The organism is Bradyrhizobium sp. LTSPM299 (assembly GCF_000938235.1).
Lineage (GTDB): Bacteria > Pseudomonadota > Alphaproteobacteria > Rhizobiales > Xanthobacteraceae > Bradyrhizobium.
The window spans coordinates 351,072-377,757 of the sequence record NZ_JYMU01000013.1; the positions used below are offsets into that span (position 1 = coordinate 351,072).

At 64.8% G+C, this 26,686-nt stretch carries 21 protein-coding genes; 9 read left to right on the top strand and 12 right to left on the bottom strand.

Going from position 1 to position 26,686, the window contains the following annotated elements:
• The first annotated feature begins 15 nt into the window (after window positions 1-15).
• The 5 genes from ftsZ (at window position 16) to ligA (ending at window position 8,141) form a co-directional block, all read left to right on the top strand.
• Window positions 16-1,806 carry a cell division protein FtsZ gene (gene ftsZ / locus UP10_RS09675; RefSeq protein ID WP_044587083.1) on the top strand — a complete coding sequence of 597 codons (1,791 nt, stop codon included), beginning with the start codon at window positions 16-18 and terminating at the stop codon, window positions 1,804-1,806.
• Between the two features lie 349 nt (window positions 1,807-2,155).
• On the top strand, window positions 2,156-3,118 hold the full coding sequence (gene lpxC, locus UP10_RS09680; protein WP_044587084.1) for a UDP-3-O-acyl-N-acetylglucosamine deacetylase: 963 nt from the start codon (window positions 2,156-2,158) through the stop codon (window positions 3,116-3,118).
• A gap of 269 nt (window positions 3,119-3,387) precedes the next feature.
• Window positions 3,388-4,302: an outer membrane protein assembly factor BamD gene (locus UP10_RS09685; RefSeq protein ID WP_044587085.1), complete on the top strand. Its 915-nt coding sequence runs from the start codon at window positions 3,388-3,390 to the stop codon at window positions 4,300-4,302.
• Between the two features lie 6 nt (window positions 4,303-4,308).
• Window positions 4,309-5,979 (top strand): DNA repair protein RecN, encoded by a 1,671-nt coding sequence (gene recN, locus UP10_RS09690; protein ID WP_044587086.1) that lies wholly within the window; start codon window positions 4,309-4,311, stop codon window positions 5,977-5,979.
• An 8-nt stretch (window positions 5,980-5,987) separates the two neighbouring features.
• On the top strand, window positions 5,988-8,141 hold the full coding sequence (ligA, locus tag UP10_RS09695) for an NAD-dependent DNA ligase LigA (RefSeq protein ID WP_044587087.1): 2,154 nt from the start codon (window positions 5,988-5,990) through the stop codon (window positions 8,139-8,141).
• A gap of 93 nt (window positions 8,142-8,234) precedes the next feature.
• On the opposite strand, the gene UP10_RS09700 is transcribed toward ligA, so the two are convergent.
• Window positions 8,235-9,512 (bottom strand): multidrug effflux MFS transporter, encoded by a 1,278-nt coding sequence (locus tag UP10_RS09700; protein ID WP_044587088.1) that lies wholly within the window; start codon window positions 9,510-9,512, stop codon window positions 8,235-8,237.
• Window positions 9,513-9,794: 282 nt separating this feature from the next.
• Window positions 9,795-11,624: an aminopeptidase P family protein gene (locus tag UP10_RS09705; protein ID WP_044587239.1), complete on the bottom strand. Its 1,830-nt coding sequence runs from the start codon at window positions 11,622-11,624 to the stop codon at window positions 9,795-9,797.
• A gap of 277 nt (window positions 11,625-11,901) precedes the next feature.
• Here UP10_RS09705 and UP10_RS09710 point away from each other — a divergent pair, with 277 nt between their 5' ends.
• Complete coding sequence (locus tag UP10_RS09710) at window positions 11,902-12,087, top strand: hypothetical protein (protein ID WP_044587089.1); 186 nt, start codon at window positions 11,902-11,904, stop codon at window positions 12,085-12,087.
• A gap of 19 nt (window positions 12,088-12,106) precedes the next feature.
• Here UP10_RS09710 and UP10_RS09715 read toward each other — a convergent pair whose 3' ends face one another.
• The 3 genes from UP10_RS09715 to UP10_RS09725 form a co-directional block, all read right to left on the bottom strand.
• Window positions 12,107-12,613, bottom strand: coding sequence for a hypothetical protein (locus tag UP10_RS09715; protein ID WP_044587090.1), 507 nt, complete (start codon window positions 12,611-12,613; stop codon window positions 12,107-12,109).
• Window positions 12,610-13,494 (bottom strand): 50S ribosomal protein L11 methyltransferase, encoded by an 885-nt coding sequence (locus UP10_RS09720; protein ID WP_044587091.1) that lies wholly within the window; start codon window positions 13,492-13,494, stop codon window positions 12,610-12,612. The genes UP10_RS09715 and UP10_RS09720 overlap by 4 nt, the downstream gene beginning before the upstream one ends.
• Window positions 13,495-13,794: 300 nt before the next feature.
• Window positions 13,795-15,396, bottom strand: coding sequence for a phytoene desaturase family protein (locus UP10_RS09725; protein WP_044587092.1), 1,602 nt, complete (start codon window positions 15,394-15,396; stop codon window positions 13,795-13,797).
• Window positions 15,397-15,573: 177 nt separating this feature from the next.
• On the opposite strand from UP10_RS09725, the gene UP10_RS09730 reads away from it, so the two are divergent.
• A complete protein-coding gene (locus UP10_RS09730) occupies window positions 15,574-17,838 on the top strand; it encodes a spermidine synthase (RefSeq protein ID WP_044587093.1) in 2,265 nt (754 codons plus the stop codon).
• Between the two features lie 13 nt (window positions 17,839-17,851).
• On the opposite strand, the gene UP10_RS09735 is transcribed toward UP10_RS09730, so the two are convergent.
• Together UP10_RS09735 and UP10_RS09740 are read right to left on the bottom strand one after the other, a co-directional pair.
• Window positions 17,852-18,715 carry an alpha/beta fold hydrolase gene (locus tag UP10_RS09735; RefSeq protein ID WP_044587094.1) on the bottom strand — a complete coding sequence of 288 codons (864 nt, stop codon included), beginning with the start codon at window positions 18,713-18,715 and terminating at the stop codon, window positions 17,852-17,854.
• A 263-nt stretch (window positions 18,716-18,978) separates the two neighbouring features.
• Window positions 18,979-19,815 carry a L,D-transpeptidase gene (locus UP10_RS09740; RefSeq protein WP_044587095.1) on the bottom strand — a complete coding sequence of 279 codons (837 nt, stop codon included), beginning with the start codon at window positions 19,813-19,815 and terminating at the stop codon, window positions 18,979-18,981.
• Between the two features lie 289 nt (window positions 19,816-20,104).
• Here UP10_RS09740 and UP10_RS09745 point away from each other — a divergent pair, with 289 nt between their 5' ends.
• Window positions 20,105-20,437, top strand: a complete 333-nt coding sequence (locus tag UP10_RS09745) for a hypothetical protein (RefSeq protein WP_044587096.1) — start codon at window positions 20,105-20,107, stop codon at window positions 20,435-20,437.
• A 147-nt stretch (window positions 20,438-20,584) separates the two neighbouring features.
• Here UP10_RS09745 and UP10_RS09750 read toward each other — a convergent pair whose 3' ends face one another.
• The 5 genes from UP10_RS09750 to UP10_RS09770 all read right to left on the bottom strand — a co-directional run bounded on the left by UP10_RS09750 (window position 20,585) and on the right by UP10_RS09770 (window position 26,223).
• Window positions 20,585-21,346: an ABC transporter permease gene (locus tag UP10_RS09750; RefSeq protein WP_044587097.1), complete on the bottom strand. Its 762-nt coding sequence runs from the start codon at window positions 21,344-21,346 to the stop codon at window positions 20,585-20,587.
• On the bottom strand, window positions 21,343-22,266 hold the full coding sequence (locus tag UP10_RS09755) for an ABC transporter ATP-binding protein (RefSeq protein WP_044587098.1): 924 nt from the start codon (window positions 22,264-22,266) through the stop codon (window positions 21,343-21,345). The genes UP10_RS09750 and UP10_RS09755 overlap by 4 nt, the downstream gene beginning before the upstream one ends.
• 145 nt (window positions 22,267-22,411) lie before the next feature.
• Window positions 22,412-23,086 carry an OmpA family protein gene (locus tag UP10_RS09760; protein ID WP_197086771.1) on the bottom strand — a complete coding sequence of 225 codons (675 nt, stop codon included), beginning with the start codon at window positions 23,084-23,086 and terminating at the stop codon, window positions 22,412-22,414.
• A complete protein-coding gene (locus UP10_RS09765) occupies window positions 23,086-23,499 on the bottom strand; it encodes a hypothetical protein (protein WP_044587100.1) in 414 nt (137 codons plus the stop codon). Before UP10_RS09765 ends, UP10_RS09760 begins: the two co-directional genes overlap by 1 nt.
• Window positions 23,500-23,562: 63 nt before the next feature.
• Window positions 23,563-26,223, bottom strand: a complete 2,661-nt coding sequence (locus UP10_RS09770; RefSeq protein WP_044587101.1) for an ATP-dependent helicase — start codon at window positions 26,221-26,223, stop codon at window positions 23,563-23,565.
• Between the two features lie 277 nt (window positions 26,224-26,500).
• On the opposite strand from UP10_RS09770, the gene UP10_RS09775 reads away from it, so the two are divergent.
• Window positions 26,501-26,674, top strand: a complete 174-nt coding sequence (locus tag UP10_RS09775; protein ID WP_044536078.1) for a DUF1328 domain-containing protein — start codon at window positions 26,501-26,503, stop codon at window positions 26,672-26,674.
• Window positions 26,675-26,686 lie beyond the last annotated feature (12 nt).

Consider the following 26,686-nt stretch of genomic DNA (forward strand, 5'->3'; position numbering starts at 1 on the left):
TCCAGAGAGGCAACCATGGCACTCAATCTGACCCCCCCAGACATCAGCGAGCTGAAACCGCGGATTACCGTCTTCGGCGTCGGTGGCGCGGGCGGTAACGCCGTCAACAACATGATCACCGCCGGGTTGCAGGGCGTCGACTTCGTCGTCGCCAACACCGACGCCCAGGCGCTGACCATGTCGAAGGCGCAGCGGATCATCCAGATGGGCACCCAGGTGACCCAGGGCCTCGGCGCCGGTTCGCAGCCCGACGTCGGCGCAGCCGCCGCGACGGAGGTCATTGACGAGCTCCGCGATCATCTCACCGGCGCCAACATGGTGTTCGTCACCGCGGGCATGGGCGGCGGCACCGGCACGGGTGCTGCCCCCGTGATCGCCAAGGCGGCGCGCGAGATGGGCATCCTCACGGTCGGCGTGGTGACCAAGCCGTTCCACTTCGAGGGCCAGCGCCGCATGCGCACCGCCGAGTCCGGCATCGCCGAACTGCACAAGGTGGTCGACACGCTGCTGATCATCCCGAACCAGAACTTGTTCCGGGTCGCCAACGAGAAGACCACCTTCGCCGACGCCTTCGCGATGGCCGACCAGGTGCTCTATTCGGGCGTCGCCTGCATCACCGACCTGATGGTCAAGGAAGGCCTGATCAACCTCGACTTCGCCGACGTCCGCGCTGTGATGCGTGAGATGGGCAAGGCGATGATGGGCACCGGCGAGGCCACCGGCGAGAAGCGCGCGCTGACCGCCGCCGAAGCCGCGATTGCCAACCCGCTGATCGACGACTCATCGATGAAGGGTGCCCGCGGCCTCCTGATCTCGATCACCGGCGGCAAGGACCTGACGCTGTTCGAGGTCGACGAAGCCGCGACCCGCATCCGCGAAGAAGTCGATGCCGATGCCAACATCATTGTCGGCGCGACCTTCGACGAATCGCTTGATGGTGTCATCCGCGTTTCGGTGGTCGCGACCGGCATCGAGCAGGCCGCGATCGCGCGGGCTGCCGCTCCTGCCGCTGCGCCCGCCGCCGCCGGCTCGCCGGAAAGCCGGCTGGCCGATCTGACCGCGCGCTTGCGCGCCGACAATCAGCGTCTTGCCGAGCGCACCCAGAAGATGGAACCGCCGACCGGCGTGACTGTCGCTCCGATTGCCGCGCCTGCCGCCGCCGCGCCGCAGCTGCGTCCCACTGCGAACAACGTCGAGCGCGCCGCGCTCGCCGCGATCGCCGCCGCGGTTGCTCCGGACAATTCGGCGCCGATGCAGCCGGGGTCCTACGGTGACGTGACCGTGCGCCCGATCGCCCAGAAGCCGACGCTGTTCCCCGATCACGACGCGGTCCGTGCCGAGCAGCACGAGCCGATGCCGCCCGAGACCTTCATCCCGCAGGCGGCCGAACGTTCGCCGGTCCGCGCCCCACGGATGCCGAAGTTCGAGGACCTTCCGATGCCGGCGCAGGCCGAAATCCGCCAGGCGCGCGGCGAGGGCGAGGAGGAACATCCGCAGAAGACCCGGCTGTCGCTGTTGCAGCGCCTGGCCAATGTCGGCCTCGGCCGCCGCGACGAAGAGACTGAGCCGCCGATCGCGGCGCGCGCCTCCGGCCCGACACCCTCGATGCCGCCGTTGCCCGACCGCCGGCCGGCCCGCAGCGTCGCGCAGCAGATTGCGTCGAACGAATCGCCGGTGTCGGAGTATGCGAAGCGCCCCGCCCCACAGGGGTTGGACGTTCATGGGCGTCCTGCACCTGTTGCGCCCGCGCCACAGGGCGACGACCATCTTGATATCCCGGCCTTCCTGCGCCGGCAGGCGAACTGAAGTTTGTTACAAATCTGGCGACCAAAGAAGGCCCCGGCGAGAACCGCCGGGGCCTTCGTCTTTAGGCGTATGGCCGGTCACAGTCCGGTGAGCAAGCAACTGATTTTAAATGATTAATTATTCTTCTTGTGGTCAGATGCCGGTCCCGAAAGGGCGTTTTTCGCTGCCGCAATTTGGTTAACCTCGGGCGTGAATGCGGCAGAGATGGGGTAACAATCGGTAAAGAAGCGTGAGTTGGCGCGGTTTAGGGCAATGACTATGGTCTGCCCGGACTTGGGGAGCTCGGACGAATCGGCCTTGGGGAAATTGGCCGCTTGTTTGGGCGAAGTCGGGTAGTGGGCATTAACGCATGAAGTTCAGTCGCCAAACAACGCTTCGGTCGCAAGCCACCGTGACGGGCGTCGGCGTTCATTCTGGTCTTCCTGTTCATCTGACCCTGGGACCTGCGCCTGTTGATGCAGGTTTTATTTTTGTCCGCACCGGTCTCGACAGTGCCGACCGTGAAATTCAAGCCGTCGCCGATGCCGTGATCGCAACCGATTTTGCGACCGTGTTGGGTGACCGCGAAGGGCCGCTGGTTTCCACCGCCGAGCATGTGCTGGCCGCGCTGCGCGGCATGGGCGTCGACAACGCCACCATCGAGGTCGACGGTCCCGAAGTTCCGATCATGGATGGCAGCGCCGCAGCTTTCGTCGCAGCGATCGACCAGGCCGGCATCGTTACCCAGCCCGCCGTCCGCCGCTTCATCCAGGTGTTGAAGCCGGTGCAGGTCAAGATCGGCAATTCCATCGGCGAGCTGCGTCCGTTCGCCGGCGGGTTCCGCGCCGAGGTCGAGATCGATTTCACCAACCCGGTGATCGGCCGTCAGAGCTTCTCCTTCAATCTGTCGCCGGAAGGTTTCCGCCGCGATATCGCGCGCGCCCGAACCTTCGGCTGCGTGGGTGACACGGCGCGGCTCTGGAGCGCCGGCTTCGCGCTCGGCGCCTCGTTCGAGAATACGGTGGTGTTCGACGAAACCCGCCTGCTGAACCCCGAGGGGCTGCGCTACGGCGACGAATGCGTCCGCCACAAGGTTCTGGACGTGATCGGCGATCTCGCACTGGCCGGCCTGCCGCTGCTTGCCAGCTACCGCTCGACGCGCGGCGGCCACAAGCTGAACCACGCGGTGCTGAAGGCGCTGCTCGCCGACCGGAGCGCCTGGCGGGTGGTCGAAGCAGAGACCGCACGGCGCCCCGCCCGCGGCCATGTGGAAGCTGGCGCAGGCACGGTGGGCGGCATGATTGCCCCGGCCTATGGTCCGGACGTGTCCTGATCGTCGCAGCCGGCGTCATTCGTTCTGGATAGCTTCGTTCGCCCCGGATTTCGTAGGTACCACAGCCGTTAGCAGGTGTGTCCGACCGCCTTAATCCGGGCGGAATGGCTACGTATTCGATTGGTCGAGGACCATTTTTCGGCTAAACAGGCCTGAGGTTGCACGACACTGCGCCAATGGCACGGGGAATATTGTATCCATGATCGCGGTTCATGGATGGAGTGGGGCTTCGCCGTTAACCGCATCAAAGGCGTCAGGTTTTATATTTCATGTCGGCAAAGCGGATGGCGCTCGAACCACGCAATTCTTCTGATGTCTCCGGCCTGAAGCAGGCCGGTCGCGCGCTACGTCTCGCGGCGGGCCTGATCGCGCTGGCACTGCCGCTGAGCGGCTGCGGTACCGGCGCGCTCTGGGACAAGTTCATGGCCAAAGACGACACCTTCGTCGATGAGCCCGCGGACAAGCTCTACAATGAGGGCTTGTACATGATGAACCAGAAGAAGGATCTGAAGGCCGCCTCGAAGAAGTTCGAGGAAGTGGACCGCCAGCATCCCTATTCGGAGTGGGCGCGCAAGTCGCTGTTGATGTCGGCCTATTCCTATTACCAGGCCGGCGATTACGACAGCTGCATTGGCTCGGCGACCCGCTACGTCACGCTGCATCCCGGCAGTCCGGATGCGGCCTATGCCCAGTACCTGATCGCCGCCTCGCATTACGACCAGATCCCGGACATCTCCCGCGACCAGGGCCGCACCGAAAAGGCGATCGCGGCGCTGGAAGAGGTGGTGCGCAAGTATCCGACGTCGGAATATTCCACCACCGCCAAGTCCAAGATCGAAGCCGCACGCGACCAGCTCGGCGGCAAGGAAATGGCGGTCGGGCGCTATTACATGGAAAAGCGCGACTTCACTGCCGCCATCAACCGGTTCAAGACGGTGGTCACGCAGTACCAGACCACGCGCCATGTCGAAGAGGCGCTCTACCGGCTCACCGAGGCTTATATGGCGGTCGGGATCGTCGGCGAGGCGCAGACCGCGGCCGCCGTGCTCGGGCACAATTTTCCTGACAGCCGCTGGTACAAGGACGCCTATAATCTAGTAAAGTCGGGTGGGCTCGAGCCAAATGAAGACACCGGCTCTTACATCTCCAAGGCCTTCAGGAAACTGGGTCTCGCTAGGAACTGATCCCGCATGCTGGCGCGTCTGTCGATCCGTGACATCGTCCTGATCGAACGGCTCGATATCGAATTTTCCCGTGGCCTTGCGGTGCTGACCGGCGAAACCGGCGCGGGCAAATCCATCCTGCTCGATGCCTTTGCGCTGGCGCTTGGCGGCCGCGGCGATGCCGGCCTCGTCCGTCACGGCGCGGAGCAGGGGCAGGTCACCGCCATGTTCGATGTGCCGAAGGGCCATCCCGCGACAAGGATCCTCGCGGAAAATGGCCTGGACGATACCGGGGAGATGATCCTGCGCCGCGTGCAACTCGCCGATGGCCGCACCCGCGCCTTCATCAACGACCAGGCGATCAGCGTGCAGACCCTGAAGGCGGTCGGCGCCGCGCTGGTCGAGATCCACGGCCAGCACGACGAGCGCGCACTGGTCGACGCCTCCACCCATCGCCAGCTGCTTGATGCGTTTGCCGGGCTCGAGAAGGACGTCTCGGCGCTGGAAGCGCTGTGGGACTCGCGGCGCACAGCCTATGCCGGGCTCGACGAGCACCGCGCCGGCATGGAGCGGGCGGCACGCGAGGCGGATTATCTGCGCCATTCATCCGATGAGCTGAAAAAGCTGAAGCCAAAGGACGGCGAGGAGACCGCGCTGGCCGAACGCCGCACCACGATGATGCAGGGCGAGAAGATCGCCAGCGATCTGCGCGAGGCGCAGGAGGCGGTCGGCGGCAATCATTCGCCGGTCGCGGCCTTGTCGGCGGCGGTGCGCCGGCTGGAGCGCCGTGCGGGAAATATGCCAGCGCTGGTCGAGCCGGCAGTGAGGGCGATCGACGTCGCCATCAATGCGCTCGAAGAAGCCGACCAGCACCTCAACGCCGCGCTGCGCGCGGCCGATTTCGATCCGGCCGAGCTGGAGCGAATCGAAGAACGGCTGTTTGCGCTGCGTGCCGCCTCGCGCAAATATTCGACCCCAGTCGATGGCCTGGCGGCGCTGGCCGCCAAATACGCTGCCGATGTGGCGCTGATCGATGCCGGTGCCAACCAGTTGAAGAAGCTGGAGGCCGCTGCTGCCGAGGCCGACCAGCGCTACGGAGCCGCCGCCGCAAAACTGTCGGCGGCGCGCGTGAAGTCGGCCGAAAAGCTCAACAAGGCCGTTAACGCCGAGCTGGCGCCGCTGAAACTCGAACGCGCCAAGTTCATGACCCAGGTCGAGACCGACGCGAAGTCTCCGGGCCCGCAGGGCATCGACCGTGTCGAGTTCTGGGTGCAGACCAATCCGGGCACCAAGCCGGGGCCGCTGATGAAGGTCGCTTCCGGCGGCGAGCTGTCGCGCTTCCTGCTGGCGCTGAAAGTGGTGCTGTCCGATCGCGGTTCGGCGCCGACCCTGGTGTTCGACGAGATCGACACCGGCGTCGGTGGTGCCGTGGCCGACGCGATCGGTGCCCGGTTGGCGCGCCTTGCCGGCAAGGTGCAGGTGATGGCGGTGACGCACGCGCCGCAGGTCGCCGCCCGCGCCAGCCAGCATCTCTTGATCTCCAAGGACGCGCTCGACAAGGGCAAGCGGGTCGCCACCCGCGTCAACGCCCTCGCCGCCGACCACCGCCGCGAGGAGATCGCGCGGATGCTGGCCGGCGCCGAGATCACCGCGGAGGCGAGGGCAGCTGCCGAACGGCTGCTGCGCGCGGCGAGTTAGTTGTTCCCATGGCCACCAAGGCGAAGAAAGCGCTGGTCGACGTCGCCAAGCTCACCAAGGCTCAGGCCAAGGTCGAACTGATGCGGCTGGCGCTCGAAATCGAGAGCCACAACGAGCGCTATTATCAGAAGGATGCGCCGACGGTGTCGGATGCAGCCTATGACGCGCTGCGCCAGCGGCTGGAGGCGATCGAGGCGAGGTTTCCCGATCTTGTCGCAAAGGATTCTCCGTCGCAAAAAATTGGCGCCGCGCCCGCGCGCGGTTTCGCCAAGGTGCAGCACGCCGTTCCCATGCTGTCGCTCGGCAATGCCTTCAGCGACGAGGATGTGACCGAGTTCGTCGAGCGCATCAGACGCTTCCTCAAGCTCGATGCCGAGCAGATTCCAGCGCTCGTCGCCGAGCCGAAGATCGACGGGCTGTCGCTGTCGTTGCGCTACGAGAACGGCGAACTGGTCCGCGCGGCGACGCGCGGCGATGGCTTTACCGGCGAAGACGTCACCGCCAATGTTCGCACCATCAAGGACATCCCGCATCATTTGAAGGGCCGGAATATTCCGGCAGCCTGCGAAATGCGCGGCGAAGTCTACATGCTCAAGAAGGATTTTCTCGAGCTGAACAAGAAGCAAGCCGAAGCCGACGACACCATCTTTGCCAATCCGCGCAATTCGGCGGCGGGATCGCTGCGCCAGAAGGACGTCTCGATCACCGCCTCGCGCCCGCTGAAGTTTTTTGCCTATACCTGGGGCGAGATCAGCGAGCGGCCCGCCGATACCCAGCACGGCATGCTGGCATGGATGGACAAAGCCGGCTTCGTCGTCAATCCGCTGATCACGCTGTGCAAGGATGTCGAAGATGTCCTCGCGTTCTACCGCAAGGTCGGCGAGGAGCGCGCCACGCTCGGTTACGACATCGATGGCGTGGTTTACAAGGTCGACCGGCTCGATTGGCAGGACCGTCTCGGGTTCGTCTCGCGCAGCCCGCGCTGGGCGATCGCGCACAAATTTGCGGCCGAGCAGGCCACCACTGTCCTCAACGGCATCGACATCCAGGTCGGCCGCACCGGCGCGCTGACGCCGGTGGCGCGGCTGGCGCCGGTGACGGTCGGCGGCGTGGTGGTGCAGAACGCGACACTGCATAACGAGGATTACATCAAGGGCACCGGCAATGACGGCAGCCCGATCCGCGATGGCGTCGATATCCGCGAGGGTGACACGGTCGTCGTGCAACGCGCGGGCGACGTGATTCCGCAGGTCGTCAGCGTGGTGCTCGACAAGCGGCCGAAAAGCGCAAAACCGTACAAGTTTCCGGATACCTGTCCGGTCTGCGGCAGCCATGCGGTGCGCGAGGAGGACGAGGTAGTGCGCCGCTGCACCGGCGCCTTGATCTGCCCCGCGCAGGCGGTGGAGCGACTGAAGCATTTCGTGTCGCGGCTGGCCTTCGATATCGATGGCCTCGGCGACAAGCAGATCCAGGAATTCTATCAAGACGGTCTTGTGATGTCGCCGGTCGACATCTTCACGTTGCGCGAGCGGGACAAGCGTTCGACCAGCAAGTTGATGGAGCGTGAAGGCTACGGCGAGACCTCAGTGCGCAACCTGTTCGACGCGATCGACGCGCGTCGAACCATCGATTTGCATCGTCTGATCTTTGCGCTGGGTATCCGTCACGTCGGCGAAGGCAATGCCAAGCTGCTCGCGCGGCACTACGGCAGCATCGACAATTTCCGTGACGCGATGCTGGCCGCGGCCGAGGGAAGCAAGGACGAAGAGAACACCACCGAGGCCTATCAGGACCTCAACAATATCGGCGGCATCGGCGAGATCGTCGCGGACGCCGTGGTCGAGTTCTTCGCCGAGCCGCGCAACGTCAAGGCGCTCGGTGAGTTGCTGCGCGAGATCGAGGTGAAGCCGGCCGAGCAGCCGCGCAAGAGTTCGCCGGTCTCGGACAAGACCGTGGTGTTCACGGGCTCGCTGACCAAGTTCACCCGCGACGAGGCCAAGGCGGTGGCGGAACGGCTCGGCGCCAAGGTCGCGGGCTCGGTGTCGAAGAAGACGGATTATCTGGTGGCCGGTGAGGAAGCCGGCTCCAAGCTGACCAAGGCGCGTGAGCTTGGCGTTGCGGTGCTGACCGAAGACGAGTGGCTGCATCTGATTGGGGAGTGATATGGCGTCATTCCGGGATGGTCCGCAGGACCAGACCCGGAATCTCGAGATTCCGGGTTCGATGCTTCGCATCGCCCCGGAATGACGAACAAGTCACATCATCCCCTGTTCTTCCTCCTCCGCCTGCTCGATCAGCTCCTCGCTGACCACGATCGTTCGCCGTGGCACGATGAAGATCATCGTGCAGGCGCAGGCGATCGAGATCGCGAATAGCGCCGAAGTCAGCGGCAGCGTGGTGGCGGAGTGGCCGCCGAGATAGGCGCCGAATTGCGAGATCAGCGAGCCGATGCCCTGCTGCAGGAATCCCATCGCGCCCGAGGCGGTGCCGGCGGCCTCGGGGCGGATGCTGATGGCGCCGGCGGCGGAATTGGCCATCACGAAGGCGTTGGCGACCATCACGATCATCTGGGTGCCGAACAGCCAGAGCGGCGCCTGGTTGAATCCCGTAAAGCTCCAGATCAGGTTCAACAGGCTGCCGCCCAATTGCAGCGCCAGGCCGAACCAGATCAGCCGCTCCAGCGAATGCCGCGGCGCGAAGCGCACGCACAGCAGATTGCCGACGAGGTAGGCGAAGCCCGTGCACGCAAACCACGCGCCATATTCGGCGCTGGTCCGGCCCATCTGCGTCACCACGATATAGGGGCCGCCACCGGCGAAGGCGAAGATGATCTGCGAGGCCAGCACCTGGCACAGCATGTAGCCGACGAAGGCGCGGTTGCGCAGCAGCTTGCCGAGATCGCCGCGAAAGCTGGAGCTGTCGGCGCGGTCGCGACGGGTTTCCGGCAAGGCCAGTGCAATGAAGATCGTGATCGTCAGCGACGCGCCGGTGATAAGGAACAGGATCGCGCGCCAGCCGAACGCGGTCTCGAGCAGGCCGCCGGTCAGCGGGCTCACCATCTGCGCAATCATCAGCGCGGCGACGACCAGGCTGATCATGGCGCCGACCCGCTCGCGCGGATAGAGATCGCGGATGATGGCGCGGCTGATCACCATGCCGCTGGCGCCGCCGAGCGCCTGGAAGAAGCGCGCCGCGATCAGCTGCGGCAGGGTCTCGGCGAACACCGAGCCGCCACCAGCCACGACCATCAGGCCGAGACCGGCGAGCAGCACCGGGCGGCGGCCGAACTTGTCCGACAGCGGCCCCATGATCAGCTGCGACAGGGCGATGCCGACCATGTAGAGCGACACCGTCATCTGCGCGACGGAGATGTCGCGGCCGAACGTGGTCGCGAGCACCGGCAGCGCCGGCACCAGCATATAGAGCGAGATCGGCGCCACGCCCGTCATCACGACGAGCATCAGCAGCATGACCTTCGAAGTGGCGAGGTTATCCGTACCCGCGTCGGGCGGCTTGCCCATCACGCCGTGCATTCAGGTCCGATCCAATGTTGTTAGTCGGACTGTAGCGATCTCAGTCGGGCGGAATACGCGTGTTTCGGCATGCGGCCATGCGTTTCGGGAGACTGCCGTCTCATTGTCTCGTGAGGCAACACGCGTTGCGCCACAACCTCCGCTGTCGTCCTCCGGGAAAGCGGGGGGCCCAGTATTCCAGAGGCAGTGATTGCTTAAACGATAGGCCGCGGCGTACTGGGTCCCCCGCATGCGCGGGGGATGACACTGAGTGCGCGGAACAGTGCTCGGACGTAACGACTTCTATTTCAACTCCGCCGTCGCCTCGTCGAGCCACAGCTTGGTGGCGTTGTCGTCGAGATGCGGGCGCACCGCGCTGACGACGCGGGCGTGGTAGTCGTTGAGCCAGTTCAGCTCGCCTGCGCTCAGCATGCTCGTATGGATCAGCCGGCGGTCGATCGGCGCCAGGGTCAGCGTCTCGAATGCGTTGACCGGCTTCTCGGAGCCCGCGATGTCGGTGCCGATGACGAGTTCGAGGTTCTCGATCCGGATGCCGTAGGCGTCGGTCTTGTAGTAGCCGGGCTCGTTGGACAGGATCATGCCGCGCTTCAACGGCGTGCTGCCGAGCTTTGAAATCCGCGCCGGCCCTTCGTGCACGCTGAGATAGCTGCCGACGCCATGGCCGGTGCCGTGCTCGAAATCGACGCCGGCCTGCCAGAGATATTGCCGTGCCAGCGTGTCGAGCTGCGCGCCGGTGGTGCCGTCGGGGAAGATCGCGCGCGCGATCGCGATATGGCCGCGCAGCACGCGGGTGAAGCGGTCGCGCATCTCGTCGGTCGGCTTTCCGATCGCGATGGTGCGGGTGACGTCGGTGGTGCCGTCCTGATATTGCGCGCCGGAATCGATCAGCAGCAGATCACCGGGCTCGATCCGGCGGTTGCTCTTGCGCGTGACACGATAATGCACGATCGCGCCGTTCGGCCCGGTCCCGGAGATGGTCGGGAACGAGACATCCTTCAGCGCGCCGGTCTGGCGGCGAAACGTCTCCAGCGCCTCGACGGCGTCGATCTCGGTGAGTCCGCCGGAAGGCGCCTCGCGGTCGATCCAGGCGAGGAAACGCGTCAGCGCCACCGCGTCGCGCTGGTGCGCGGTGCGAGTGCCGTCGATCTCGGTGAGGTTCTTCACCGCTTTCAACAGGCTGACCGGATCACTGCCGCGCACCGGCTTGCCACCGGCACCCGAGATCAGGCGGCTCAAGGCATCCGCCGCGGTCGCGCTGTCGAGCGCGATCGAGGCGCCGCGCTTGGCGAGCTCGGTGAGTTTTGTTGTCAGCGCCGCCGGCTCCTCGACATCGGCGGATTGCTCGAGATGGTCGCGCGTCGCATTGGAGAGCTTGCGGTGATCGATGAACACCAGCGGCCGGCCCTCCTTCGGCACCAGCGCGTAGGACAGCGGCAGCGGCGTATGCGAGACGTCGGCGCCGCGGATGTTGAAGGCCCAGGCCACCGCATGGCTGTCGGAGAGCACCAGCGCATCGGCGCCGATCTTGTTGATCTCGAGCCGGATGCGCTTGAGCTTTTCGGCCTCGATCTCGCCGGCGAATTGCGCGCCGTGGATCGTGACCGGGCCGAGCGGCGGTGCCGGCCGTTCGGTCCAGACCGTGTCGACCGGATTGCTGTCGACCGCGACCAGCTCTGCACCGGCCTTGGCACAGGCGGCGGCGAGACGTTCGGCTGCCGCCGACGTGTGCAGCCACGGATCAAATCCGAGGCGGTCGCCGCTCGCGAGGTGTCGGGTCAGCCAGTGCTCCGGCGGCGGATCGACCAGCGGTTCGACCTCCCACGCCTTGCGGTCGACCTGCTTGCCGGCCTGCAGGGTGTAGCGGCCGTCGACGAAGATTGCGGCTTCCCTGGTCAGCACGATCGCCAGCCCCGCCGATCCGGTGAAGCCGGTCAGCCAGGCCAGCCGCTCCTCGGCGGGGGCGACATATTCATTCTGCTGCTGGTCGGCGCGGGGAATCACGAAGCCCGTCAGCTTGCGGCGCACCAGCTCCTCGCGGAAGGCGCTCAAGCGCGCGGTCAGCGCCACGCCGCTTTCGGGTTCTTCGAATGTCTGGAAATGGGCTTCGAACATCGGCACTCTCGTTGGATTGAGCAGCATCTTGGCGCAAACGCGCCGCGTTTGTCGCGCGGGAAAACCGGTTTCCACCGGTCCGGATCATGCCTTCGGGTGGACTTGGGTTCAGGTGGACAAGTCCGCAATGCGGCCGGCATGATCACAATTTGGCATAACTTATGCTTGAATCGTGGCATAACCATTAGAAAGACGGAACGAATTCCACGGCAAATCGTTCGTCAGAAATATCGGGAGTGTCCGGGAGTGTCTCAACTCAATGGCGAGGAGATGCACGATGCCTGCATTCAGCTTTGAGAAGATCTCGCCGCCGGTCCGCCGCGGGCCGATCCCGCCCATCGAACAGAAGCAGCGCGGTGTCATCGTCCAGATCCTGGACCGCTTCGTCGAGGCACGCGTCCGGCGCTCGCTGAAGCAGGGCAAGGTCGTGATTATCAGCCGCGATCCTGCAAAGCCCGAATAGCCTTCCAAACAGATCGCAATCACCTCGCCAGGTCGGATGCCTTCACCACGGTCGCATTGACGACCTTCGTGCCCTCGAGTTCCCGCACGATCCGCTCGTCGGGGCCGACGATTCCAAGATCAAACTCGCGGTCGGGCGTCAGCAGCGTCATTCGCTGGCCGACGATGACGACGATGGTCATGTCGAGCGGCTCGCCGGACTGCGCCCATTGATGCATCTCGCTGCGGAACGGCTGCTTGCGCCAGGCGTCGGGGAAACCGGGGTCGCATCTGACCTCGAGGCCATCTTCCGACGTGGTCAGGACAAGCTTGGATCGGCTTGGTTTCCAGTGCTCCTCCAGCCGGTCATTGACCAGCCAGACGCAGCCGAACGACCGGCACTCCGCCGGACGGTTCGCGTAAGTCTGGCAGCCGCGCCCCGGCTTGCAATGCGGGCACCACGCGTTGGCCGGCTTTGCCAGTTGCTCGATCGCCATTACCTTGCAGCAGAGCGTGCAGTCGCCGCACTGTCTGCCGGTTGAGGTCATTTCACCGCGCGCAGCAACAGGCTGCTCCAGCCCTCGATTCTGACATGCCGCAGCGGCACCAGCCCGCGGGCGCGGTAGGCAGCGATGACCGCCGGCGCCTGGTGCGTCAGCAGGCCCGACAGGATGACCTGCCCCGACGCCGCAAGGTGCTGCGCCATCGGACCGGCCAGCTGCCGCAGCGGATTGGCGAGGATGTTGGCAAGCACGAGATCGAACGGCCCGTCCGCGGCAAATTGCGGTGCCGCAAAGCCGGTGGCGCTGATCACATCAAGCAAATGTCCAGCCCCGTTGAGCCTGGCGTTCTCCTCGGCAACCCGCACAGATAGCGGGTCGATGTCGCTTGCCAGCACTTTGGCGTGCATCGCCTTGGCGGCGGCGATCGCCAGCACGCCGGTCCCGGTGCCGAGATCGAGCACGCGGCGCGGGTGATACGCCTTCAGCACGTGGTCGAGCAGCAACAGGCAGCCGCGCGTGGTGCCGTGATGCCCGGTGCCGAAGGCGAGCGCCGCCTCGATCTCGATGCCGATCTTGTTCGGTGGAACTCGCGTCCGGTCATGCTGGCCGTGGACGACAAAACGGCCGGCCGAGACCGGGACGAGGTCTTCCAGCGACGCCTTCACCCAGTCCTTTGCTTCCACGGTGTCGAAGGTCATGGCGGCCGCGACATCAGCTCCCACGGCCTGTCCGACCAGCTCGCGCAAGTGCGCCTGGTCCGGCGGGTCGGCAAAATGGACTGTGACAGCCCAACGGCCATCGGGCCGTTCGAACGCCGTGAAAGCCGCAGAATCGTCGAAAATCGCCTCGGACAATGCGTCAATCACGCGTTTTCCGGTCAATTCGTCTGTCAGCATGACGCTGGCGCGATGTGTGGAGGGTGTCATCGCATGCCGGTAGCGCGGTTTTTGCTATGATTTCAACTCAGATTTCATTCGATTATCGCGAGGATCGGGTAGTGCATCAGCTGACAGTACCGGATGTTCACAAAGCCGACCCCAACCTATCAACAGGATACCATGGGCGTTGTGGCGAGGTTATTGGCCAGCATTCCACAGCCGATCCACAGTGTTTTTCACCACTCCTCCGGGGAAAACTCCAGAGACCTGTACAGGACCAGTCCACCGCTTCTCCACAAGCTATCCACAGGTTGCCGCGGGCGGCGGCCGCGTCTCCGAGCGCGTGCCCTACGAGAACAGCCTCCGATGGTCCGCCAGGATGGCCCGCGCGGAATTGTGGCCGGGGGCGCCGGTGACGCCGCCGCCGGGGTGGGCGCCGGAGCCGCAATGGTAGAGGCCCTTCAGAGGCCCGCGGTAATCGGCATGGCCGAGCATCGGGCGTGCCGAGAACAACTGGTTCAGCGTCAGTGCGCCGTGGAAGATGTCGCCGCCGAGCAGGCCGAACCGCCGCTCGAGGTCGAGCGGCGACAGGATCTGACGGCCGATCACAGTACTCGCGAAGTCGGGGGCGTATCGGTCAACCGTCGCGATCATGAGATCGGCGACCTCCTCGCGATGATCGTCCCAGGATTTGCCGTCCGGCAATTGCGGCGCGACGTGCTGGCAGAACAGGCTCGCGACGTGCTGGCCGGGCGGGCTGAGAGAGTCGTCGAGCATCGAGGGGATCAGCACCTCGACGACAGGTGCGCGGCTCCAGCCGAAATCGTGCGCATCGCGCCAGGCGCGATCCATGTAGCCCAGATCAGGCGCGATGATGATGCCGGCGGTGAGGTGATCGCCGGGGCCGGGCAGCGCGGTGAACGAGGGCAGGGTGGTAAGCGCGACGTTCATCCGGAACGTGCCGGAGCCGTTCTGCCAGCGTGAGATCCGTGTGAGGAATTCGGACGCCAGCGCGCCCGCCGGCACCAGCCGTGTGTAGAGCAGTTTTGGATTGACGTTGGAGGCAACATATTTGGCGCGGATGGTCTCGCCATTGTCGAGGATGACGCCGCAGGCGCGACCCTTCTCGACGATGACCTCGCGCACGCCGGCGTCGGTCTCGATCTCGGCTCCATGGCCGCGCGCGGCACGCGCCATCGCCTGCGTGATCGCACCCATGCCGCCGATGGCGTGGCCCCAGACGCCCTTCTTGCCGTTCACCTCGCCAAAGGCGTGGTGCAGCATCACATAGGCCGAGCCGGCCGCGTAGGGGCTGGCATAATTGCCGACGATGGCGTCGAAGCCGAACAGCGCCTTGACGAGATCGCTCTCGAAGCGCTCGTCGAGCATCTCGCCGGCCGAGCGCGTGAACAGATCGAGCAGGCTGCGTTGCTGCTCGAGCGACAGCCGCCGCAGCCTATTGGCGCTGCCGAGCGCGTTGAAGGCCTCGCTCACCGCACCGATACCGAAACCCTCGACGACATTCGGCGGCGCGCGCAGCACGAACTGGCGCAGCACATCCGCGATCGCCTCGAGCTCCCGCGAGAACACGTCGATTTCAGCGGCGTCGCGCGGGCTCAATCTTGCCACCGACTCCGCGGTGCGGCCCTCGCCGGTCAAGAGATAGCTGCCGTCGGGCGCGGGCAGGAAATTCTGGGCGCGGCGCTCGACGATTCTGAGGCCGTGATCGGCAAGTTTCAGGTCAGCAATAATCTGCGGATTGAGCAAACTCACCGTGTAGGCGGCGACCGAATTGCGGAAGCCCGGGACGAACTCTTCGGTCACGGCGGCGCCGCCGACCACCTTGCGTCGCTCCACGACGCGGACCCGCAAGCCCGCCATCGCGAGATACGCCGCGCAGGTGAGGCCGTTGTGCCCCGCGCCGATGATGACGACGTCAGTTTCGTTCATGTCCGCTTCAAGAAGGAGGGATGACAATCTGTCGTCGCGCCGCAGCGGCGCTTCGTCAAGTCCGCGTGAGTGCGGTTTCTTGCCCGTCCTGATGCCATATGCTCAACTCACACCGTCCGGCGCGCTGCCGTCCGGCCATCCGTGTCCGGCGCCCGCCGGGTCCATGCCGGAGCTTCCATGATTTCTGAGCCGTCCGCCTCGCGAAACCGGTTGGTGCTGGTCGTCTACACCGCCGCGATCTTCGTCAGCGCGCTGCTGTTGTTCTCGGTGCAGCCGCTGTTCACCAAGATGGTGCTGCCGCGGCTCGGCGGCTCGCCGGCGGTGTGGTCGGTGGCGATGGTGTTCTTTCAGTCGCTGCTGCTCGGCGGCTATGCCTATGCGCATCTGCTGATGAAGCTCAAGAACCGCGTGCTTCCGGTCGTGGTGCATCTGCTGCTGCTTGTTATCGCGCTGCTGACGCTGCCGCTGGCGATCAAGAGCGGCTGGGGCGAGCCGCCGACCTCGGGCTATGCGTTCTGGCTGCTCGGCCTGTTCGCGGTCTCGATCGGCTTGCCGTTCTTCGCGCTCGCCGCCAACAATCCGCTGCTGCAGGCCTGGTTCGTGCGCACCGGCCACCCCAACGGCCCCGACCCGTATTTCCTCTATGCGTCCTCGAACATCGGCAGCTTCCTGGCGCTGTTGTCCTATCCGGTGCTGCTGGAGCCGATGTTCACCCTGCGCACCCAGAACCTGATCTGGACCGGCGGTTATGGCCTCCTGATCGTGCTGATCGCGGGCTGCGGCACGCTGCTGCTGCGCTCGCCGGCCAATGCAGGCGCGCTCAACCTGCAGGTTGACGATGCGGCTGCGCCGGCACCGTCCTGGACGGTGCGGGCGCGCTGGATCTTCCTCGCGGCGGTGCCGTCAGGCCTTTTGATCGCGGTCACCGCGCATATCTCGACCGACGTTGCCGCCGCGCCGCTGCTCTGGGTGCTGCCACTCTCGCTGTATCTGTTGACCTGGGTGCTGGTGTTCCAGTCGCGGCCACTGCTGCCGCACAGATGGATGCTGCTGGCCCAGCCGCTGGCTCTCGCCGGCGTCGTCATCCTGCTGGCGGTCGGCGGCGAGCAGAATCTGCTGCTGACGCTCGGCGGCCATCAGCTCTGCTTCTTCATCATCGCGATGGCCTGTCACGGCGAGCTGGCGCGCACGCGCCCGGCCGCGAAATATCTCACCGGCTTCTATGTCGCATTGTCGTTCGGCGGCATGATCGGCGGCATCTTCGCAGGACTGATCGCACCGTTCACCTTCTCATGGGTCGCCGAATATCCGATCCTGCTGGCGCTGGCGGCGCTGTGCCGCCCGCCCGGCGGCGCCGAGCGGCTGCCGCGCTGGAGCGCCTGGTACTGGCCGTTCCTCGCGGTGCTGGCGGTTGCGTTGATCGCGCCGTCCTATTCGACCGGCAACGTCTTCAACTGGCTCGACGACTGGCGGGTCTGGGTGATCGGCGCGGTCGGCGTGCTCTCCGCGCTGCTGGCACTTGCGCTGAGCGCCAGCCGCTGGAAGATCTTTGCCACCGTCGCCGTCGCGCTGGTGCTGCTGCGCGCCTATCCCTCCGACGACGGCCGCGTCGAAACCGTGCGCAGCTTCTTTGGCGTGCACAAGATCGTGGTGACGCCGAACGGGCAGTATCACGTGCTGATGCACGGCACCACGATCCACGGCGCCGAGAAATTCAAGAACGACGACGGCACGCCGGTGACCGGCCGGCCGGAGCCGATCAGCTATTATCACAAGGACGGCGGCATCGGGCAGGCGATCACGGCGATCCGCGAGCGCAAGGGCGCGCCGCTGAAAGTGGCGGTGATCGGGCTCGGCTCGGGCACGCTGACCTGCGCGTCACAACCCGGCGAAGACTGGAAATTCTTCGAGATCGACCAGTCGATGGTCGATACCGCGCGCGATCCGAAATACTTCACCTACATCCAGAACTGCGAACCGAACCTGAAGCCCGTCATCGGCGATGCGCGGCTGACCTTCACCAAGGAGCCCGACGGCGTCTACGACCTGATCATCGTCGATGCCTATTCGTCGGACGCGATCCCGATCCACCTCGCGACCGAAGAGGCGATGGCGATCTACAAGCAGAAGCTGGCGCCGCAGGGCGCGGTCGTGATGCACGTCTCCAACCGGCATCTCGAGCTCGCCAGCGTCATCGTCGGCATCGCCGACGCCAACGAGATGAAGAGCTGGGTCTACAGCGAGGATTCCGGCCGCGACAATGAGTATATCTTCGCGACCTCGGTCGTGGTTTCGGCGCGCGAGGAGGCCGATGTCGGCAAGCTCGCATCATCGGACGTCTGGGCCGAGACCGAGGCCGACGAAAACCAGCGGGTTTGGACCGACGACTATTCGAACGTGCTGGGTGCGGTCTACCGCCGCCTGCGCGACGGCGAGCAGTAGCTTCGACCGTCGGTCATTTGTTGTCGACGGTCGCCGGCTTGTCCTGGCCCGGTAAGTGGTCCTGGCTTGGTGCCGCCGCAGTGAGCAGCGGCATCGTCGGTTGCTGGCCCTCGTCTTCGTCGAGGAATTCCTGCACCTTCGCCTGGATCGACGACTTGACGTTGTCAGGACCGCGATCGCTGAGATCGTTGTGCTGGAATTCGGTCCTGACCACCTTGATGCCGGCCTTGGCGCAGATCTCATCGTCAGGCACGACGCCCGGGTCCGCCTTGAACACCGGATCCTTCGACCGGAACGAGAGGATCTTGATCTTGCCGTCGGTGATGAAGGGGACGCGCAGATTGTCCAGCGTGACGACCTTCTTGACCAGGTCGGGATGTTGCTTGGCGAAGAACATCGAGATGTCGCCGCCGTTGGAATGGCCGATCATCGTCAGGCGCTGATAATTCGCGTTGGGATAGAGCTTCTTGATCTCGTCGATCGCAGCCATGATGTTGAAGACGCCGCGATTATATTGCATGCGGCGGCCGGCATATTCCTCGCCGGCCCGGGTCACCATCGGAGCATCGGTGTCGAGGTCGTGCTGAACGCTGATCACGAGGTAGCCGCGCGAGGCGAAGACGTTGGTGAGGAATGAATACTCGGTGTTCTTGACGGTGTTGCCATGGCTCAATATCGCGACCGGCAGTTCGATCATCTCGGCCAGGGCCTGCATTTCCTTGTCGCGGCGTACCGCGATGTCGACCGTCACGTCGCGGTCGTCGCGCAGGACGTCATGAAATGTCAGCGTCGTGTGGCGGATGGCCCAGCGGTCCGCCGAGTAGTAGGCAGCGATCGCGACAGTGCACAGGCAAAGGACGACGATGCCTCGTTTCATTGTGACCTCTGATCTTGCGTAGCGTGGACGCGCTCTGGCTCTGATTCAACAGGCACTCCGCATCACATGGCCTCCAAAAAGGCCCAGCGGCGCTATCGCTGCCGATTAAAGGGCTATTTTTACAATCCGATGACAACGCGACGACGAGCCACGGCGTGTGAACGCGGCAACGGCTTTGAAGGGTCACAAGCAGGTGAACGGGGGCCGGAGGAACTGACGGCGCGCTGTCGTCACGGCGCCGTCAGCTGGGGAGCGGTCGCGTCTCAGTCCTGATAGAAGCCGCGCTGCTGCTGATAAGTGGGCCGTGGCTGATAGTAGCCCTGCGGCGCGGGCGCGTAGCCCTGGTTGCCGTAGTACTGCTGCTGGCCGTAGTAGCCTTGCTGGCCGTAGCCTGGCTGAGCGTAGCCTTGCTGACCGTAGGCTTGCGCGTCGTAGACCCGACGGGTCGTCCGCGACGACGGCGGTGCGGGGTAGCGCTGGTCGCTCGAGTTGCCGTCGGCCGGATAGATATAGCCGTCGTCGGTGCGCGGCTGCGCCGGATAAACGCGCGGCTGCGGCGTCAGTACCACCGGCTCGCCGGCGGCGCTGTATTGCTGGTCAACCTGCTGCTGCGGTGCGCTGCGGGCGACGGCAGTGCCGTTGCGCGGACGCGGATTGCGCGCTATCGCGACCTGCGCCGAGCCGGTCAGCGTCACCGTAGTGTTGAGCACGCCTTCCTTTTCGACCAGCGCGTACAGCGTAGTTGCGTTGTCGCGCGACAACCGCACGCAGCCGTGCGAGGCGGGCGTGCCGAGACGGTTGACCGAGTCGGTGCCGTGGATCGCGTGCCCGACCTTGGTGAAGAAGATCGAATGCGGCATCGGCGCGTCGTCGAATTCCTTGGAGTAGTGATCCTCCTCCATCCGGAAAGCGCGGAAGCTGCCGTTCGGCGTTTCGCGGGAGGGGATGCCGCTCGAGACCGGCCAGTGATAGCGCTCGATGCCATCGACCGCGACGGTCATCTGCTGATTGTCCTTGTCGATGGTGATATCGACCTTCGCCTGCGCTGCGCCGGCGGTGAAAAGCATCAAACTGGTGACAGCAACGAGGAACGAACGCATTTTACTTTTGGCCTCCAGGCCTGATCGCGGCGCCGCGGCTCTCCGTCCCCCGGCACCTAATATGCACGGAATACAGCCTTGGTTCCAGTGGCGCGCTAGCCCATCGTTAATCCAGCGCGCGGCGCAAACAAGGCCGAAGACGGGCTTGTCGGTCGCGGCGTCCTGACTTTTTCGCGAGCGGGGCCGCGACATCGGCCTCGATTGGTCGCGAACACGCAACCATTTGGCCGCAAGGGCGTTTCATGGTCCCGCCCGGCGTCGCCATCGCGGCGCGTTGCAAGGAATCAAGATGAACAAGACCAAGGTCAAGACCGCGGCCGTCGCTCCAGCCGGCCAGTTCGCGCGGCACCTGCTTGCCGGCGCAGCTCTCGCTTTGGCGCTGCTGGCGCTCCCCCATGCCGGCCATGCCCAGGGCATCGTCCGCGGCGCCCAGGAAGGGGCCTATGAAGGCGACCGGGCTGCCGGACCGGTTGGCCGCGTGGTCGGCGGCGCCGTCGGCGCCGGTGTCGGAGGCGCCATGGGCGCGGTCAACGGCGTCCTCGGGCTCCCGAACCGCGGCTGGCGGCGCCACGGTTGCCGCGGCTACTACAACAGCTACGGTCATTTCCGCTGTTATGGATAGGCAGTCATTCCGGGGCATGCGGAGCATGAGCCGGAATCTCGAGATTGTGGCTTCAGATCTCTGATCGTGACGCGAGATTCCCCGATGCGCAATTGCGCATCTGAGGTTCGCGCTTGGGCGCGCCCCGGAATGACTTGCTTTCGCAAGTCAGTTCTTCAGCCGATATCCGGTCTTGAAGATCCACGCCACGGCGGCCATGCAGATGACCAGGAAGCCGATCGTCATGGCGAGGCTCAGCGCGACGCTGACATCGGCGATCTCGTAAAAGCTCCAGCGGAAGCCGGAGATCAAATAGACCACCGGATTGAGCAGCGTGAGAGTCCGCCAGCCCGACGGCAGCATGTTCACCGAATAGAAGCTGCCGCCGAGGAAGGTCAGCGGCGTCACCACCAGCATCGGGATCATCTGCAGCTTCTCGAAGCCGTCGGCCCAGATGCCGATGATGAAGCCGAACAGGCTGAAGGTGACGGCGGTCAGCACCAGGAAGGTCAGCATCCAGATCGGGTGGTTGATATGCAACGGGACGAAAAGTCCGGCAGTGGCCAGGATGATCAGGCCGAGGATGATCGACTTGGTGGCGGCGGCGCCGACATAGCCGATCACGATCTCGTAGTAGGAGATCGGCGCCGACAGGATCTCGTAGATCGTGCCGACGAATTTCGGGAAGTAGATGCCGAACGAGGCGTTGGAGATGCTCTGCGTCAACACCGACAGCATGACGAGCCCCGGCACGATGAAGGTGCCGTAGCTGACGCCCTCGACCTGGGTGATGCGCGACCCGATCGCAGCGCCGAACACCACGAAATACAGCGAGGTCGACACCACGGGCGAGACGATGCTCTGCAGCAGCGTGCGCCAGGTGCGCGCCATTTCGAACAGATAGATGGCCCGGATTGCGCGGTAGTTCATGGCGCCCTCACCAGGTTGACGAAAATGTCTTCAAGCGAGGATTGCTTGGTATCGAGATCGGAGATCCGGATGCCGGCGTTGCGGAGATCGCTGAGCAGGCTGGTGATGCCGGTGCGGTCCCCCTTGGTGTCGTAGTCATAGGTCACTGCGCGGCCGTCGCCGGACAGTTCGAGATTGTAGGCGGCCAACGCCGGCGGCACGGCGTCGAGCTTGCTCTGCAGGTGCAGCGTCAGCTGCTTCTTGCCGAGCTTCTGCATCAGCGACGCCTTGTTCTCGATCAGGACGATCTCGCCCTTGTTGATGACGCCGATGCGGTCCGCCATCTCTTCGGCTTCCTCGATGTAATGCGTGGTCAGGATGATGGTGACGCCGGCGGCCTGTAAGCCGCGCACCACTTCCCACATGCCCTTGCGCAGCTCGACGTCAACGCCGGCGGTGGGCTCGTCGAGGAACAGGATCTGCGGCTCGTGCGACAGCGCCTTGGCGATCATCACGCGGCGCTTCATGCCGCCGGACAGGGTGACGATCTTGTTGTCCTTCTTGTCCCACAGCGACAGGTCTTTGAGCACCTTCTCGATATGGGCGGGGTTCTTCGGTTTGCCGAACAGGCCGCGGCTGAAGCTGACCGTGGCCCATACGGTCTCGAACGCGTCGGTGTGCAGTTCCTGCGGAACCAGCCCGATCATCGATCGCGCCGCGCGATAGTCGCTGGCGATGTCGTGGCCATCGACCAGGATCTTGCCCTGACTCGGATTGGCGATGCCGCAGATGATGCTGATCAGCGTGGTCTTGCCGGCGCCATTGGGGCCCAACAACGCGAAGATCTCGCCTTTGACGATGTCGAGATTGATGTTGTTCAGCGCCTTGAAACCGGAGCCGTAGGTTTTCGAGAGATTGGAAACGGAGATGATCGGCGACATGGGCGGAGCGATGATGTGGGGGGTGGGGGCGCGAAATGGCGGCCCGGGGAAGGCGGGGGGTTAACGGCAGATAGGGACGATCAATCCGTTCTGCAATCACCCAATGGGGCAGAAATTTATTCTGCGGCGCGGCGCGAAAGCCGATTCAGTGCTTCTTCTTCGCGGGCTTCTTGGCCGCAGCGGCCGGCGCGGGATGCGCGGCTGGCTCGGTCTCGGCCACTTTGGCGACGGTCAGTATCTGCAGCTGGTTGTTGACCGCTGCGTTGGGATGCGCGGGGTCGAGCAATTGTTCCTCGCCGAGCCCGACCGACTGCAGGCGTTTCGGGGCGACCTTGAAGGTGTTGACGAGGATGTCCCTGATGGCGTCGGCCCGGCGCTGGCTCAGCAGCACGTTGTTCTCGCGCCGGCCGGTCGATTCGATGTGGCCGACAATCAGGAATGTGTAGGGCAACAGCGATGCGTGGTTCAGGGCATCGGCGATCCGGCCGACGGTCTGGTAGGACCCCGGCAGGACGATCGGCGTGTCGACGTCGAACTGGACGTCGACATTGAAGGTCGGCAGATTGGCCAGATCAGGTGCGATCGGCGGCCGCTTTTGCGGCGGCGGCTCGTTCTTCCCGCGGGACTTCGAGCGTTCGGCGGTCTGCTGACGCAGCGCGGGGATGTCGAGATCGGCGGCCGTCTCGAAATGATCCAGCTTGGCGATGACGTCGTCGCGCGTCACCGCCGTTTGCGCATGCGCCGGAAGCAGCGGCGTCGCCAGCAGCAGGAGCGTGCCGAGCATGCCGACCTCGCGCAGGCCTTGAATCAGCCGACGCATCACTGATACCCCGCATCGATGATCGCCTGGGTGCAGTTGCGGCTCGCGCCCTTGGCCGTCACGAGGCAGGGCACCGACTTGCTGGTTTCCTTGGTCGAGCCGCCGCACACCTTGACGATCTCGCGGGCGCAGGCGTTGGCAACGGTAACGCGCGCCGCGATCCGCTTCTGGATCGCGTCGAGGGTCGAGGGATAGCCCGCCTTGCAATCGGCCGATATCACGTCGCGGTTGCGCGACAGGCATTCCTTGAGGCGGCTGGCGTCGAGGTTGACGCCGCGACAATTGGCGGTGATGTCGGCGCCGCAGCTCTTGGCAAGCGCCGCTGCCGCATCGCCAAAGCTCATCGTCTCCGCGGCCGCCAGCGACGGCGCAGTGAGCGCGATGACAAAAAGGAAAAAAACTCCCCGGACCATGCGGCCATCTGAACCCATGAAATCAGCGATGGTCAAGGGCTACGAAGAGAGGAGTGACTTTAGTCACGCCCGCTCCACGAAGCTGTCGACCACCTTCTTCTCGCCGGCCTTCTCGAAGGCGATGGTCAGCTTGTTGCCGTCGATCTTCACGACATGGCCGTAGCCGAATTTCTGGTGGAATACGCGGTCCTCCAGCGCGAAGTCGGACGTCGTGCCCGTGGATTTCGCCACCAGCTCGCCCTCGATCACCATCGGGCCGCGCTTGGCCTGTCCGAAGCCGCCCGACGAGGCGGAGGCACCGCTGCGCGAGCCTGAGGTATCGCTTCGCGACCCCCGAAATGACGACTGCCGCTCCTCGAACCCGCTGCCACTGCCGCCACCGCGCGCTTGGCCGCGGTTGCGATTGGCCTGGGCGCGCTGCCAGCCCGGGGTCGAGTAGCTCGAGCCGAACGCCTCCATATCGTCGAACCGCGATGCGCCATAGCCGCCGCTGCCGCCCCAGCCGGAGCCGCCCTTCGATTCGGTGATCTCGACATTGTGCGCCGGCAGTTCGTCGAGGAACCGCGAGGGGATCGTGGTCGACCAGGTGCCATGGATGCGGCGGTTGGTCGCGAAATAGATTTTTGCGCGGCGGCGGGCGCGGGTTATCCCGACATGGGCGAGGCGGCGTTCCTCCTCGAGCCCGGCGCGGCCCTGCTCGTCCAGCGTGCGCTGGCTCGGGAACAGGCCCTCCTCCCAGCCTGGCAGGAACACATTGTCGAACTCCAGGCCCTTGGCCGAATGCAGCGTCATCAGCGACACCGCCTCGTCGTCGGCGCCGCCGTCGCGGTCCATCACCAGCGAGATGTGTTCGAGGAACCCTTGCAGGTTCTCGAACTCCTCCATCGAGCGCACCAGTTCCTTGAGGTTGTCCAGCCGGCCCGCGGCGTCCGCCGAGCGGTCCTTCTGCCACATCTCGGTATAGCCGCTCTCGTCGAGCACGATTTCGGCGAGCTCGGTATGCGAGGTGACCTCGCGCTGGGCGCGCCAGCGGTCGAACTGCATGACGAGTTCGCGCAACGACCCGCGCGCCTTCGGCTTTAGTTCGTCGGTCTCGACCACGGCGCGCGCCGCCTCGAACAGCGGAATGCGGCGCTTGCGGGCATGGTCGTGCAGCATCTGCACGGTGGCATCGCCGAGCCCCCGTTTGGGCACGTTGACGATGCGCTCGAAGGCGAGATCGTCGGCCGGCGAGTTGATGGTGCGCAAATACGCCAGCGCGTCGCGGATTTCGGCACGCTCGTAGAATCGGGGGCCGCCGATCACGCGATAGGGCAGGCCGAGCGTGACGAAGCGATCTTCGAACTCGCGCATCTGGAACGAGGCGCGGACCAGAATGGCGACATTGTTGAGGTTTTCACCCGCGCGCTGCAGCTCCTCGAGCTCCTCGCCGATCGCGCGCGCCTCCTCTTCCGAATCCCAGGAGCCGGTGACGGTGACCTTCTCGCCGTCGACATCCTCGGTGCGCAACGTCTTGCCGAGCCGGCCTTCATTATGCGCGATCAAATGCGAGGCGGCGGCAAGGATGTGGCCGGTGGAGCGATAATTGCGCTCGAGCCGGATCACCTTGGCGCCGGGAAAATCATGGTCGAAGCGCAGGATGTTGTCGACCTCGGCGCCGCGCCAGCCATAGATCGACTGGTCGTCGTCGCCGACGCAGCAGATGTTCTTCAATGGCTGTTGAGATTGTCCCGGCGTCATTCCGGGATGGTCCGCAGGACCAGACCCGGAGTCTCGAGCTGAGTCCTCTTTACCTCTAGATTCTCCGGTGCGCGATTGCGCAACAGAGTTCGCATCTTCGATGCGCCCCGGAATGACGGAGGAGTCGACATGCCCCGGAATCACGGCCGAAAGCGGCACGCCTTGTCGCGACGGCGCCTGCGACAGCAGCCGCAGCCACAGATACTGCGCGACGTTGGTGTCCTGATATTCGTCGACCAGGATGAACTTGAAGCGGTTCTGGTACGACCGGAGCACATCGGGGTTCTCGCGGAACAGCCTGATATTCTCCAGCAGCAGATCGCCGAAATCGGCGGCGTTGAGGATTTTCAGCCGCTCCTGGTAGGTCGCATAGATCTTGCCGCCCTTGCCGTTGCCGAACGAGGCGGCCTCGCCTGCCGGCACCTGCGACGGCGATAGCCCGCGGTTCTTCCAGCTGTCGATCAGCCCAGCCAGCATCCGCGCCGGCCAGCGCTTGTCGTCGATGTTCTCGGCCTTCAGCAACTGCTTCAACAGCCGGACCTGGTCGTCGACGTCGAGCACCGTGAAGTTGGATTTGAGCTGAACCAACTCGGCATGGATGCGCAGGATGCGGCCGCCGATCGAGTGGAAGGTGCCGAGCCACGGCATGCCCTCGACCGCCTGTCCCAGCATCTGGCCGAGGCGCAGCTTCATCTCGCGCGCCGCCTTGTTGGTGAAGGTCACCGACAGGATTTCCTGCGGCCGCGCACGGCCCTGGCTCAGGATATGCGCGATCCGCGTGGTCAAAACCCGGGTCTTGCCGGTGCCGGCGCCGGCGAGCACCAGCACGGGGCCGTCGAGCGTCTCGACCGCCTCGCGCTGCTCCGGATTGAGGCCGCTGAGATATTGCGGACCGGCGGCCGCCCGCGCACGCGCGGCGATGCCGCCAGCCAAAGGCTGGTGCTCGGGAACGCCGTGATGAGGCAGTTTGCTCGGTTCGGTCATGCGCGAATCGTCTTAGGCCCCACGATGGCACCGCGGGATGGTGAAGGAGAGCCTTCTTAGCAGGGATTGAAGGCCATATAGGGCCTCGCCGGCTGTTTTGACAGGTTTTATCTGATAGCCGCGGGCCGGCTTTTGCCGAGAATTTGGTTCCTGATGTCGGAGAAAATTTCGCGGGTTCGCGGTCAGGAACCTGCGTTTCCGCTCTGGCTTGTTTCAACAGGCAGTGCGCCGGGCATCGGTCCGGGCGAGGAAGCGAAACGAAGCGGAGGTTTTGGTCATGCTGAGCTGGGTCGTCACATTCCTGGTCGTCGCCCTGATCGCGGGCATTCTGGGCTTCGGCGGTATCGCCGGCGCCTCCATCGAAATCGCCAAGGCGATCTTCTTCATCGCCATCCTGCTGTTCCTGGTGTCGGCGGTGGTCGGATTGGCGCGCGGCCGCACGAGGGTCTAGCCTAACCAGACG

Excerpts from the sequence above, each read along its gene's own strand:
- ftsZ (WP_044587083.1), top strand. The coding sequence starts at position 16 with ATGGCACTCAATCTGACCCCCCCAGACATCAGCGAGCTGAAACCGCGG.
- lpxC (WP_044587084.1), top strand. The coding sequence starts at position 2,156 with ATGAAGTTCAGTCGCCAAACAACGCTTCGGTCGCAAGCCACCGTGACG.
- UP10_RS09685 (WP_044587085.1), top strand. The coding sequence starts at position 3,388 with ATGTCGGCAAAGCGGATGGCGCTCGAACCACGCAATTCTTCTGATGTC.
- recN (WP_044587086.1), top strand. The coding sequence starts at position 4,309 with ATGCTGGCGCGTCTGTCGATCCGTGACATCGTCCTGATCGAACGGCTC.
- ligA (WP_044587087.1), top strand. The coding sequence starts at position 5,988 with ATGGCCACCAAGGCGAAGAAAGCGCTGGTCGACGTCGCCAAGCTCACC.
- UP10_RS09700 (WP_044587088.1), bottom strand. The coding sequence starts at position 9,512 with ATGCACGGCGTGATGGGCAAGCCGCCCGACGCGGGTACGGATAACCTC.
- UP10_RS09705 (WP_044587239.1), bottom strand. The coding sequence starts at position 11,624 with ATGTTCGAAGCCCATTTCCAGACATTCGAAGAACCCGAAAGCGGCGTG.
- UP10_RS09710 (WP_044587089.1), top strand. The coding sequence starts at position 11,902 with ATGCCTGCATTCAGCTTTGAGAAGATCTCGCCGCCGGTCCGCCGCGGG.
- UP10_RS09715 (WP_044587090.1), bottom strand. The coding sequence starts at position 12,613 with ATGACCTCAACCGGCAGACAGTGCGGCGACTGCACGCTCTGCTGCAAG.
- UP10_RS09720 (WP_044587091.1), bottom strand. The coding sequence starts at position 13,494 with ATGACACCCTCCACACATCGCGCCAGCGTCATGCTGACAGACGAATTG.
- UP10_RS09725 (WP_044587092.1), bottom strand. The coding sequence starts at position 15,396 with ATGAACGAAACTGACGTCGTCATCATCGGCGCGGGGCACAACGGCCTC.
- UP10_RS09730 (WP_044587093.1), top strand. The coding sequence starts at position 15,574 with ATGATTTCTGAGCCGTCCGCCTCGCGAAACCGGTTGGTGCTGGTCGTC.
- UP10_RS09735 (WP_044587094.1), bottom strand. The coding sequence starts at position 18,715 with ATGAAACGAGGCATCGTCGTCCTTTGCCTGTGCACTGTCGCGATCGCT.
- UP10_RS09740 (WP_044587095.1), bottom strand. The coding sequence starts at position 19,815 with ATGCGTTCGTTCCTCGTTGCTGTCACCAGTTTGATGCTTTTCACCGCC.
- UP10_RS09745 (WP_044587096.1), top strand. The coding sequence starts at position 20,105 with ATGAACAAGACCAAGGTCAAGACCGCGGCCGTCGCTCCAGCCGGCCAG.
- UP10_RS09750 (WP_044587097.1), bottom strand. The coding sequence starts at position 21,346 with ATGAACTACCGCGCAATCCGGGCCATCTATCTGTTCGAAATGGCGCGC.
- UP10_RS09755 (WP_044587098.1), bottom strand. The coding sequence starts at position 22,266 with ATGTCGCCGATCATCTCCGTTTCCAATCTCTCGAAAACCTACGGCTCC.
- UP10_RS09760 (WP_197086771.1), bottom strand. The coding sequence starts at position 23,086 with ATGCGTCGGCTGATTCAAGGCCTGCGCGAGGTCGGCATGCTCGGCACG.
- UP10_RS09765 (WP_044587100.1), bottom strand. The coding sequence starts at position 23,499 with ATGGTCCGGGGAGTTTTTTTCCTTTTTGTCATCGCGCTCACTGCGCCG.
- UP10_RS09770 (WP_044587101.1), bottom strand. The coding sequence starts at position 26,223 with ATGACCGAACCGAGCAAACTGCCTCATCACGGCGTTCCCGAGCACCAG.
- UP10_RS09775 (WP_044536078.1), top strand. The coding sequence starts at position 26,501 with ATGCTGAGCTGGGTCGTCACATTCCTGGTCGTCGCCCTGATCGCGGGC.